We start from the raw sequence: 12,190 nt of genomic DNA, 5'->3' as shown, positions 1-12,190 counted from the left end.
CGCAGTGACCAGGTGTGGGTCCAAGACTCACTCCTGCTCACTGAATAGGAACGGTGAATTCCGGTGTGTGGAAGAGATCGCGATAGGTCCGCATGGCGAAAGTCTCAGGGCATCGCATGGGCGATGGCACACCGGGCCGCTGCCGAGGCAGCGGCCCGCCCGGGAGCCCTGGTCAGCCCCTTGTCGCTCGCAGGGTGAGGATCTCGAACGGCCGCAGGGCGAGCGGTACTTCACCGCGCTCGAGGCCCGCCGGGCCCAACGGCCGTTCCAGCAGGTCGCATCGGCTCACCGAGGCCGCGGGGAAGCCGAAGGCCAGGGTGGCCCGGGCCCGTCCGCCCAGTGACTCATAGAGGCGGACGATCACATCGCCGCTGCCGTCGTCCGCGAGCTTGACGGCCGAGATGACGATCGCGTCGTTGTCCAGCCGCGCCAGGGGAGCGACCTCGGTGTCGCCCGATACCCGGCGCTCGGGCAGGTTGATGCGATAGCCCTCGCACACCGCGTCGCCGAGCGAGACGCCGGGCACCAGCGCATACCGGAAGCGGTGCAGGCCCTGGTCGGTGCGCGGGTCGGGGAAGCGGGGGGCGCGCAGCAGGGACAGCCGGACGGTGGTGGTCGTACCCGGTTCCCGGGTCGCCCGGGTCACGTCGTAACCGTAGGTGGAGTCATTGACCAGGGCCACGCCCCAGCCCGGCTCCGCCAGATGGACGAAGCGATGCGCGCAGGCCTCGAACTTGGCGGCGTCCCAGCTGGTGTTGGTGTGCGTCGGACGGTACAGATGCCCGAACTGGGTCTCGGCGGCGATGCGTTCAGCATGAATGTCGAGCGGGAAGGCGGCCTTGAGGAACTTCTCCGTCTCGTGCCAGTCGACCTCGGTCTCGATGTCCAGCCGTCGGGACCCGGCCGACAGCCCGATCCGCTGCTCGACGCGGGAGCGGCCGACGGTGCGGACCACCCGCACGGCCGGACTGTCCGCCACCGGTTCCAGCAGTTCGACGTCGGTGAGGTCGGTGACGGTGTTGCGGTAGAAGTGGTCGACGTCCCAGGCGTCCCACCTGGCGGGGAAGTCCTGGTGGAGCTGGAGCAGATTCGCCGCCATGCCCGGGGCCACCGCCTCGCGCTGGGTCTCCTTGTCGCGGACGGAGACGATCAGGCCGCGCTCGTCGATCTCGGCCCGCAGCAGGCCGTTCTCGAGGAGGTAGCCGCCGCCCTCGCGCGGCCGTGCCGTGGCGGGCGCGGGGTTGCAGCGCCCGGCGGGCGCCGCGCCGAGCGCCGGTGTGCCGCCGCGGCGGTGTGGTGCCGCGTTGAAGACCAGCTCCCCCGTGGCGGCCGGCCCGTCCCCGGCGAGGGCCGTCAGCGCGGCCGCGATGAGGGACTCGAGTTCGGCCGCCACCGCCGCATAGGTCCGCGCGGCCTCCCGGTGCACCCAGGCGATCGAGGTGCCCGGGAGGATGTCATGGAACTGGTGCAGCAGGACCGTCTTCCACAGCCGGTCCAGCTGCTCGTAGGGGTAGGGGTGGGCACACCGTACGGCGGCCGTCGCCGACCACAACTCGGCCTCATGCAAGAGCTGTTCGGACCGCCGGTTGCCCTGCTTGGTGCGCGCCTGGCTGGTCAGTGTCGCCCGGTGCAGCTCCAGATACAGCTCACCCACCCACACCGGCGCCTGCGGGTATTCCGCGTGTGCCTTCTCGAAGAACGCCGAGGGCCTTTCGAAGACGACCCTCGCCGAGCCCTCCAGATCCGACAGCCGCTTCGCCCTCGCCAGCATCTCGCGCGTCGTACCGCCACCGCCGTCACCCCAGCCGGTCGGGGCGAGCGAGCGCGTGGCGCCGCCCTTCTCCTGGAAGTTGCGGACCGCATGCGCGACCTCCTGGCCCGACAGCCGGGCGTTATAGGTGTCGATGGGCGGGAAGTGGGTGAAGACCCGGGTGCCGTCCAGGCCCTCCCACCAGAAGGTGTGGTGCGGGAACTTATTGGTCCGGCTCCAGGAGATCTTCTGGGTCAGGAACCACTTCGCGCCCGCCTGCCTCACCAGCTGCGGCAGTGCGGCGGAGTAGCCGAAGGTGTCGGGCAGCCACACCTCCTCCGTCTCGATCCCGAACTCCTCCAGGAAGAACCGCTTCCCGTGCACAAACTGCCGGGCCAGCGCCTCCGATCCGGGCATATTGGTGTCCGACTCCACCCACATGCCGCCCACCGGGACAAAGCGGCCCTCGGCAACCGCCTTCTTCACCCGTGCGTACACCTCCGGCCGGTGCTCCTTGAGCCACGCGAACTGCTGCGCCTGGGACATGGCGTAGACGAAGTCCGGCTCGTCCTCCAACAGCGCGGTCATGTTCGCGGTGGTACGGGCGACCTTGCGCACCGTCTCCCGCAGTGGCCACAGCCATGCCGAGTCGATGTGTGCATGCCCGACCGCGCTGATCCGGTGGGCCGAGGCATGGGCCGGGGCGGACAGCACCCCGGTCAGCCGCTCGCGGGCGAGGGCCGCCGTGCCGCCCACGTCCTGGAGGTCCAGGGCGTCCAGCGCCCGCTCCACGGCCGCCAGGATCTCCCAGCGGCGCGGCACCTCGGGCGACAGCTCGGCCATCAGCTCGCCGAGCACCTCCAGGTCCTGGACCAGCTCCCACACCGTCCGGTCGAAGACGGCCAGATCCATGCGCGCCAGCCGGTAGCGCGGCTCGGCATCCGCCGTCTCCCGGTCGCCCGACTCGGTGGGAAGGAACGGGTGGTAGTCGAGGATCACGGGGTTGGCGGAGGCCTCGATATGCAGCAGCACCTCCTCGCCCCCCGCGACCGGATCGCCGATCCGCACCCACTGGTTGCGCGGATTGAGGCCCTTCACCGGCGAGCCGTCCGGACGGTAGACCAGCCCCTCGCACTGGAAGCCCGGCATGTTCTCGTCGAACCCCAGGTCGAGCAGCGCCTCGACGGTGCGCCCCGACCACGCCCCCGGCACGGTCCCGGTCACCGTGAACCAGCTGGTGCCCCAGGCCGGGCCCCAGGCGGCACCGACCTCGATGGGGGCGCGCCCGGCCGCCAGACCCTCCGCCACGGGGACGGGCTCACCCGGCGCGTTCCACACGGTGACGCTGAGCGGCACCGACTCGGGATACACGGCCGGGCGAATGCGCTCGTCCAGCACCCGCTCGAGACGGGCTTCGGTGATGGTGCGGTCGTTGTGCATCGGATGTCCTAACCGGGAGGTGGTGGCCAGTGGAAGGTGAGGGAGGCCGCTTCGTCGGCCGTATGCATGCCCGCAGGTGCCACCGGGAAAGCGGGGCCGCGGCCGGGTGACGGCCGACTAGTACACCTGATCGATCGTCAGGACGTCCGTGATGCCCCGTGCCGCCAAGTAGTCTGTATCCGAAGCCAGTTGGGCCAACACGACCGCCGGGCGGATGCCCGCCCCCGCAGCGTGCATCCAGGCCTCGAAGTACGCACCGCCCGGCGCGCACACCGTCCGCGACGGTGCGTTCTCCGCCTCGCCCACGTCCAGGACCAGGGCCGTCCGCCGGGGCGCGGGCCGGCGGTGGTCCTGCGCCGCGAACCGGGCGATCGCCTCGCCCGCCGGTTTGACCCGGCGGTCGTTGGTCAACAAACCCAGGCCGTACTCCAGTTCGGGGAAGTCCGCCAGTGCCCGGTCCACATCGTGGGAGCACCACCAGGTGACGCCCCAGAGGCCGGGGCAGTCCAGCGCGTTGGCCAGCGTCGCCCGGGTGAAGTCCGCCGCCCGCTCCGGTGGGATGTGCGGGGCGGGGGCGCCGACCTCCTGGAGCCAGACCGGGCGGGCCGCATCCCCTGCCCAGGCCTTGGACAGTTCGATGAGATACGCGGCGTGCTGCTCGGTGGCCGTGCCGTGTGGACCGTGCCGCTGCGCGGTGCCGTTGAACACCCAGGAGTGCACGGCGGTCATCGCCCCGAGGCGGGCGGAGTGCGCGGGGGTGAAGGGGTGCGTGCCGTCGTACCAGGCCATGTCGTACGAGGCATGCAGATGGGTCCGCCCGGGGGCCGCGCTCTCACAGGCGTCGAGCATCCGCCGCAGCCAGCGGCCCGCCTGGTCGGTGCTGATCCGGTCGGGGTCGGGGTGCGGTGCGCCGGAGAACTGATTGATCTCATTGCCGACCGTCATGCCCAGGAAGTTGGGCCGGCCGGCCAGGGCGGCGGCGAGCACAAAGAGGTAGCGCGCCTGGGCGTCGACCACCTCGGGGTCGGTGAAGAGGTTCCGGCGGTGCCAGGTCGTGGTCCAGGAGGGGATGAAGTCAAAGCTGGATAGGTGGCCCTGCAGCCCGTCCACGCCGACGTCCAGTCCGCGCTCGGCCGCCGCGTCGACGAGCTGGCCGAGCTGTTCGACCGCGCGCGGCCGGATCAGGGTGCGGTTGGGCTGGAAGAGCGGCCAGAGCGGGAAGACCCGGATGTGGTCCAGGCCCAGGGCCGCGATGGAGTCCAGGTCGGCGCGGATGTCATCGAGGTCGAAGTCGAGCCAGTGGTGCAACCAGCCGCGCGTGGGAGTGTAGTTGACGCCGAAGCGCACCTTGGTGGTCCTTTCAGCCCTTGACGGCGCCCTCGCCGACGCCGCGGAAGAAGTACCGCTGCAGACAGGCGAACATCACGACCAGCGGGGCGACCGCGATGACGGTTCCGGCGGCCACCAGCCGTGGGTTCTGCTGGAAGGTGCCGTGCAGGAAGTTGAGGCCGACGGTCAGGGTGAAGTGGTCCGAGTCGGAGAGCACGATCAGCGGCCACAGGAAGTCGTCCCAGGCGCCCATGAAGGCGAAGATGGCGACGACGGCGAGGGTGCCGCGCACCGACGGCAGGGCGATGCGGACGAACCGCTGCCAGACATTCGCCCCGTCGATGACCGCGGCCTCCTCGATCTCATAGGGGATGGCCGCGAAGGCGTTGCGCATCAGCAGGACGTTCAACGAGCCCACCGCGCCGGGCAGGACGACGGCGGTGAGGGTGTTGTTGAGATCCAGGTCGCGCATCATGGTGAACTGCGCGATGACAATGGACTCCAGTGGCACCAGCAGTGCCATCACAAAGGCGAGCCCCGCCAGGCGGCGGCCCCGGAAGCGCAGCCGCGCCAGCGCGTACCCCGCCATCGACGCACCGGCCAGATTGGTGAGCACGCTGGTGACGGCGACCTTGAGCGAGTTCAGTGCGTAGTCCCAGACCGGGATGAGGTTCGCGACCTCCGTGTAGTTGTGCGCGGTCGGCTGCCGGGGCAGGAAGCGCGGCGGCGAGGTGTAGATGTCCTCGGTGGTGCCCTTGAAGGAGGTCGACAGCTGCCAGAGGAAGGGCCCGATGGTGATGGCCAGCACCAGCAGCAACAGGAGGTAGCGCAGGGCTTTTCGCGGCATCAGGTGTCTTCCCTTCGGCCCGCGCGCAGCACCAGCAGCATCAGCAGCAGCGTGATGAGGAAGACCACCAGCGAGAGGGCGGAGGCATAGCCGACGCGCCCGTTCAGCCCGGTGCCGGTGCGCTGGACGAGCATCACCAGGGTGGTGTCCTCGCCGGCCGGACCGCCGGTGGGACCGGCCAGCAGGAAGACCTCGGCGAAGACCTTGAACGCGGACACCGAGGACAGCGCGCCGACCAGCACCATGGTGGAACGCAGCGCGGGAACGGTGACGCTGATGAAGCGCCGCAGGGCACCGGCGCCGTCGACGGCGGCGGCCTCGTGCAATTCACGGGGGACGTTGGAGAGCGCGGCCAGATAAATGACCATGTAGTAGCCGAGGCCCTTCCACACGGTCAGCGCCATCGCACTGAACAGCAACAGCCATTCGTCGCCGAGGAAATGGACCGGACCCAGGCCGATGATGTGCAGCATGCCGTTGACCAGGCCCCGGTCGTCGAGCATCCACCCCCAGATCAGGGCGACCACCACGACGGAGGCCACGACCGGGGTGTAGAAGGCGGAGCGGAAGAAGCCGACACCGGGACCGCTCCGGTGCACCAGCAGGGCGAGCAGCAGGGGCAGCAGCACCGTGCAGGGCACCACGAGGAGCACATACAGGCCGCTGTTGCGCAGCGCGGTCCAGAACTGCTCGTCCGCCAGCATGTCCTGGAAGTTGCGCAGCCCGATCCACTTGCCGGGGACGAGCGTACGGGCGTCGGTGAACGCCTGCCGGGCGGTGGTGAGGAACGGGTAGAGGCTGAAGGTGGCGACGATCCCCAGGCCGGGGAGGAGGAAGAGCCAGGGGCTGGCGGCCCGGTGGGTGCGTATGCGTCCGGCCATGGGGTGGTCAGCCCTGCCTCAGCAGTTTGTCGCTCTGCGCGGCCGCGTCGTCGAGTGCCTGCTGCGGTGACTTCTTGCCCTGCAGGGCCTTGGCGATCTCATTGCGCAGGACGGTCTTCATCTCGTCGCTCATCACCACCGGGGTGTAATTGACCGCGCCCCGCAGCATTTTCGCCGAGGCCACCCGTATCCGGCCCGCGTCGGTGCCGTCGTCCCTGGTCCAGTACGGGTCGTCGAGCGAGCCCCGGGTGCTGGGGAATACGGCGACCTGGTGCGCGAACGCCTCTTGGTTCCTGCGGTCGGTGACGAAGTGCGCGAAGGCGATGGCCGCCGCCTTGTGCTTGCTCCGGCTGTTGACGCCCAGGCCCATGACATACATGTTCGGCTTGCCGTTGTTGTTGGGGGCGTCGGTGATGCCGAGATTCTGGTAGAGGCTCGGTGCGTTCTTTTTGAAGGTGTCCAGGTCATGGGCGCTGCCCGGATTCATGGCGACCTTCTGCTCGAGGAACTTCTGGCCGACGGTTTCCGGGGTGTTGGTCAGCGCCTGTGGATCGAGTCCGCCGTGCTCGTAGAGTTCCTTGTACTTGCCGAGCAGCTCGGCGCCCTTGGGGTCGTTGTAGGTGAATTTTGTGGCGTCGTCGTTCATCAGTTTCACGCCGTAGCGGCCGAAGTCCTCGATGGACGGGATGCCCGCCAGAGTGGCGATCCTTCCGCCGGACTTCCGGGACAGGGCATCGGCGGTGGCGAACAACTCGGCATAGCTCTTCGGGGGTTTCTCGGGATCGAGACCGGCCTCCTTGAAGAGCGCCTTGTTGTAGAAGAGCGGACCGGTGTTGAGATACCACGGGAAGGCATGGGAACCGTCCAGTCCCGGGAGGGTGTTGCCCTGCCAGGCTTCCCTCGTGTATTCGTCCTTGAACTTCGCCGCCGCCGGCTCCCGGTCGAGGTTCATCAGCACACCGGCCTTGGCCAGCGGATAGGAGAGATCCGGGGAGACATTGACGACGTCGGGCAGGGTTCCGGCGGCCGCGTCGGCGCTGAGCTTGGTCGCGTAGTTGTCGGCGGGCTGGTCCAGCCATTTGACCTTGACGCCCGGGTTCTGCTGCTCGAAGTCCCGGATCAACCCCTCGAAGAAACCCCTGAAGTTGGTGCGCAGATTCCAGGTCTGGAAGGTGATACTGCCCGTGGCCTTGCCGTCCGCCGCACCGCCGTCGTCGCCCGCGCCACAGGCAGTCGGCGTCAGGGCGGCGGCGAGGAGCACAACGGGGGCGAGGACGGTTCTGCGAGCTGGGGGCATGGCCGGCGAGCTCCTTCGGGTGGTCCGGGAGTTGGCGTCCAAAAGGTGCACCCGGCAAGGGAGTCGAGTCAATACTTTCGCCAAAAGCTAATGCGCTTTAGTCTGTTGGCACTCAACCGCTTCAGGAGTCACCGCTTTAGGAGTCAGTGTGCGCCGCCTGCCGGCCCGTCGTCCGACGATCAAGGACATCGCCCGCCGCGCGGGCGTCTCGGAGAGCGCGGTGTCGTTTGCGCTCAACGGCCGCCCCGGGGTCTCGGCCGCCACCCGGGAGAGGGTCCGCGGCGTCGCCGAACAGCTGGGCTGGCAGCCCAGCGCGGCGGCCCGGGCCCTGTCCGGGGAGGGCTCGGCCACGGTCGGGCTCGTCCTGGCCCGGCCCGCCCGCACCCTCGGCGCCGAGTCGTTCTTCCTGCAGCTGGTGTCCGGCATCCAGGAAGTGCTCGCCGTGCGCGGGCTGGGCCTGCTCTTCCAGGTGGTGGAGGATGTGGCCGCCGAACGCGCGGTGCACCGCCGCTGGTGGGCCGAGCGCCGCGTCGACGGGCTCCTGGTGGTCGACCCGCGCGACGGCGACCCCCGCCCCGCGCTGCTGGCCGAACTCGGCCTGCCCGCCGTGGTGATCGGCGCCATGGGCGACGACACCGCGCTCCCCGGTGCGATCTCCAACCTCTGGGCCGATGACACCGGCGCCATGGCCTCCATCGTGGACCACCTTCACGCACTGGGGCACCGGCGCATCGTGCACATCGCCGGTCTGCCCGGGCTCGCCCACACCCGGCGCCGCATCGACTCGCTGCGCGCGGAGGCCGACCGCCGGGCGCTGTCCGAGGTGACCTCGGTGCCGACCGACTACTCCGACGCCCAGGGCGCCGAGGCCACCCGGCGGGTGCTGGCCGCCGCGCACCCGCCCACCGCGATCGTCTACGACAACGATGTGATGGCGGTGGCCGGCCTCGCCGTGGCCGCCCGGCGCGGGGTGTCCGTCCCCGGCGAACTCTCCATCGTCGCCTGGGACGACTCCGTCCTCTGCCGCAGCACCCATCCCGCGCTGACCGCACTGGTCCGGGACACCGCCGCCTTCGGGCGGCATGCGGCCGAGGAGCTGATCGCCCTGCTCGACGGCGGCCCGGCCCGGCAGGTGCGGGAGGTGACGCCCCGCCTGGTGGCCCGGGGGTCGACGGGGCCCACGGCATGACCGAGGCCTCTACCGCGGCCGCCCCTACATGCGCCGCACCAGCGGGAACGGCAGCGTCTCGCGGATCGACAGGCCGGTGAGGAACATCACCAACCGGTCCACGCCGATCCCCAGCCCGCCGGTCGGCGGCATCGCGTATTCCAGGGCGCGCAGGAAGTCCTCGTCCAGCTCCATCGCCTCCGGGTCGCCGCCCGCGGCCAGCAGCGACTGGGCGGTCAGCCGTCGGCGCTGCTCGATGGGGTCGATCAACTCGGAGTAGGCGGTGCCCAGTTCGGTGCCGAAGGCCACCAGGTCCCAGCGTTCGGCCAGCCGTGGCTCGGACCGGTGCGGGCGGGTGAGCGGGGAGACGTCGGTCGGGAAGTCCTTGTAGAAGACCGGCAGCGTGGTGTGCTCCTCGACCAGCCGCTCATACAGCTCCAGCACGATGTCCCCACGCCCGTCCGCCGGCCGGTGCGGCACCCCCGAGGCGTCGCAGTGCCGGCGCAGCGCGGCGACGGAGGTGTCCGGGCCGACCTCCTCGCCCAGCGCCTCGGACACCGCGCCATAGACGGTCTTCACCGGCCACGGCCCCGAGATGTCATGCTCGGTGACCTTGCCCGAGCGGTCGGCCCGCAGGGCGACGGCCGAGCCATGGGCGGCGGTGGCCGCCTCCTGGACCAGCTCGCGGGTCAGGTCCAGCATCACGTCGTAGTCGGCGAACGCCTGGTAGGCCTCCAGCATGGTGAACTCGGGGTTGTGCTTGTAGGAGACGCCCTCGTTGCGGAAGGTGCGGCCCATTTCGAAGACCTTCTCCAGGCCGCCCACGCACAGTCGCTTCAGATACAGCTCGGGCGCGATCCGCAGATACAGGCTGAGGTCATAGGCGTTGATATGGGTGGTGAAGGGGCGGGCGTTCGCCCCGCCGTGCACCTGCTGGAGCATCGGTGTCTCGACCTCCAGATAACCCCGGTCGAGCAGCCCCTGCCGCAGCGCCTGCACGGCGGCGCTGCGCGCCCGTACCGTCCGGCGGGCCTCCGGCGAGACGGCCAGGTCCACATAGCGCATCCGCACCCGGCTCTCCGGGTCGCTCAGCCCGCGCCGCTTGTCGGGCAGGGGGCGCAGACACTTCGCGATCATGCGGGCGCGGGTGACGAAGACGGTGAGTTCGCCGCGGTCCGTGGTGCCGACCTCCCCCTCGGCCTCGAGGTGGTCGCCGAGGTCGATCTGGGCGGTGAAGCGCCGCAGCAGCTCGGGCCCGGAGCCCTCCCGGGTGAAGGTGAGCTGGAGATCGCCCGACCAGTCGCGCAGCACGGCGAAGGCCACCCCGCCATGGTTGCGGATCAGCAACACCCGTCCGGCGACCGTCACTTGGGCGCCGGTGCGCACGGAGGGCGGCAGACCGGTGTGGGCCGCCCGGATCCCGGCGAGGGTGTGCGTACGCCGGGCGTCGACCGGATACGGGTCGACGCCCGCCTCCCGCAGCCGCGCCAGCTTGTGGCGCCGCACCCGCACCTGCTCGGGCAGGCCCGCGAGTTCGTCGGCCACCAGCGCCCCGGCGGCCTCGGCGCCGTCGTACCGTTCGTGCGGGGTCGGCTCGGACAGCGGCGGCAGACCCGCCGTGGAGGCCGGGCTGACCAGGCCCCTGGCCCGCCCGCGGCCCCACATCGTGCCCAGGCTCGGCACCGAGACAAAGCCCTCCGCGATGCCGGAGGCCAGCCCGATCCGGGCCAGGGCGCCCGCGTCGGCGTAGCACAGGAAACGGGGATGCCACTCGGGGTTGTATTTGACGTTCGAGCGGTAGAGCGCCTCCAGCTGCCACCACTTGGAGAAGAACAGCAGCAGCCTGCGCCACAGCCGCAGCACCGGGCCCGCGCCGATCCGCGCACCCTCCTCGAACGCCGACCGGAAGACGGCGAAGTTCAGCGAGATGTGCTTGATGCCGAACCGCCCGGCCTGGGCGCACAGTTGGGTGACCATGAACTCCATCACGCCATTGGGTGCTGCCCGGTCGCGGCGCATCACATCCAGCGAGACCCCGTCCCGTCCCCAGGGCACGAAGGACAGCAGGGCGATCATCGTGCCCTCGCTGTCCAGCGCCTCGACCAGCAGGCAGTCGCCGTCGGCGGGATCGCCCAGGCGCCCCAGCGCCATGGAGAAACCGCGCTCGGTCTCGGTGTCCCGCCAGGCGTCGGCACGCCGGATGACTTCGCCCATCTCCTCGTCGGCCAGCGCCGAGTGACGCCGGATGCGGGTGGTCGCACCGGTGCGCTCCACCCGGTGGACGGCCTGGCGGGTGACCCGCATCTCACGGCCCTCGAGGTCGAAGGAGGCGACCTGGAGGATGGCCTCGTCGCCCAGCTGCAGCGCGCCCAGCCCCGAGCGGGCATAGGCCTGGGCACCCGTCTCGCTGGCGCCCATCACGGCGGGCTGCCACCCGTAGCGGCCCGCGAACCGCAGCCAGGCGTCGATGGCCGGAGTCCAGGCCTCCGGGTCGCCCAGTGGGTCTCCGGAGGCCAGGCAGACCCCGGCCTCGACCCGGTAGGTGACGGCGGCCTTGCCGCTGGGGGAGAAGACCACGGCCTTGTCCCGGCGGGTGGCGAAGTAGCCCAGGGAGTCCCGGCCGCCATAGCGGCCCAACAGGGCGCGGATGCGCGGCTCCTCGTCGTCGTGCAGGGCCGCCTCCAGACGCTGGGAGCGAAAGAGCGTCATGGTGGCGTTGAGCAGGGCCAGCGCGCCGAGCAGGCCGAGCAGGAAGTACACCCAGTGCGGTGGGTGCCCCGGGAAGTGCCGGGCGCTGACCAGGCCGCCGCACACCTTGTTGGCGACGAACAGCAGCCGCCTGACGGCCCCCCGTTCCAGCGAGCCGGGGAAGAGCGACACCAGCCCCCAGCCGATCAGCGTGGCCACCGCGAGCCCGGCCACCAGCACCAGCAGGGCGCGCAGAAAGGCGCCGGGCCGCACCTGGGCGTAGAACTCCCGCCGGGCCAGGACGAGCAGCGCCATCGCGGCGATGGACAGCACCAGTGAGGGAACGGTGTCCCAGTAGCCGACGGCCAGCAGCAGCGCGTCCGCCAGCACCAGCAGCGCCAGATACGCCAGGACGAACCAGAGCGTGACCCGCTTGCGGGCCGCCATGGCCGTGGCGAGCAGCAGCAGGAAGACCGCGTAGGCCAGGTTGGGGGCGGTGGGGACGGTCAGGGTGTCCAGGGCGTCGGTCAGCGGGTGCGCCCCCCGCCGCAGCGGCGGGATCAGCGAGGTGACCGCGCAGAACAGGCCGAGCAGACCGAAGAAGAGCGCGAACCCATTGGGCACCCGGTGCAGAAAGCGGTGCCAGGCGGAGCCCTGCTCACTGCCCTCCGTCGTCTCCGGTGGCGCCTTCTGCACCGTGACGGGCCGACGCTCCCGGACTGTGCGGATCATTCCGTCAGCCTAGGCACGCCCAGGACCCTACGCCTGTCGAGCGTCCGAATCGGTGAAT

The 12,190-nt window shown here is 70.5% G+C and carries 7 protein-coding genes; 1 reads left to right on the top strand and 6 read right to left on the bottom strand.

Going from position 1 to position 12,190, the window contains the following annotated elements; translation table 11 throughout:
- Nucleotides 1–172 precede the first annotated feature (172 nt).
- The 5 genes from ABCR83_RS08320 to ABCR83_RS08300 form a co-directional block, all read right to left on the bottom strand.
- A complete protein-coding gene (locus ABCR83_RS08320) occupies nt 173–3,190 on the bottom strand; it encodes an alpha-mannosidase (RefSeq protein ID WP_462694199.1) in 3,018 nt (1,005 codons plus the stop codon).
- A gap of 117 nt (nt 3,191–3,307) precedes the next feature.
- Nucleotides 3,308–4,537, bottom strand: coding sequence for a glycoside hydrolase 5 family protein (locus ABCR83_RS08315; RefSeq protein ID WP_462694198.1), 1,230 nt, complete (start codon nt 4,535–4,537; stop codon nt 3,308–3,310).
- A gap of 13 nt (nt 4,538–4,550) precedes the next feature.
- Nucleotides 4,551–5,366, bottom strand: a complete 816-nt coding sequence (locus ABCR83_RS08310) for a carbohydrate ABC transporter permease (protein WP_462694197.1) — start codon at nt 5,364–5,366, stop codon at nt 4,551–4,553.
- Nucleotides 5,366–6,247 (bottom strand): carbohydrate ABC transporter permease, encoded by an 882-nt coding sequence (locus ABCR83_RS08305; protein ID WP_462694196.1) that lies wholly within the window; start codon nt 6,245–6,247, stop codon nt 5,366–5,368. Before ABCR83_RS08305 ends, ABCR83_RS08310 begins: the two co-directional genes overlap by 1 nt.
- A gap of 7 nt (nt 6,248–6,254) precedes the next feature.
- Entirely contained in the window at nt 6,255–7,544 is a 1,290-nt protein-coding gene (locus tag ABCR83_RS08300; protein WP_462694195.1) for an ABC transporter substrate-binding protein, read from the bottom strand.
- A 148-nt stretch (nt 7,545–7,692) separates the two neighbouring features.
- Here ABCR83_RS08300 and ABCR83_RS08295 point away from each other — a divergent pair, with 148 nt between their 5' ends.
- A complete protein-coding gene (locus ABCR83_RS08295) occupies nt 7,693–8,733 on the top strand; it encodes a LacI family DNA-binding transcriptional regulator (RefSeq protein WP_462694194.1) in 1,041 nt (346 codons plus the stop codon).
- Between the two features lie 24 nt (nt 8,734–8,757).
- On the opposite strand, the gene lysX is transcribed toward ABCR83_RS08295, so the two are convergent.
- Nucleotides 8,758–12,132, bottom strand: a complete 3,375-nt coding sequence (lysX, locus tag ABCR83_RS08290) for a bifunctional lysylphosphatidylglycerol synthetase/lysine--tRNA ligase LysX (RefSeq protein WP_462694193.1) — start codon at nt 12,130–12,132, stop codon at nt 8,758–8,760.
- Between the last annotated feature and the right edge of the window lie 58 nt (nt 12,133–12,190).

This window comes from Streptomyces xingningensis, from assembly GCF_054957865.1.
Note: the sequence above shows the minus strand (reverse complement) of the source record. Positions and strands in the feature narration are given on the sequence as shown.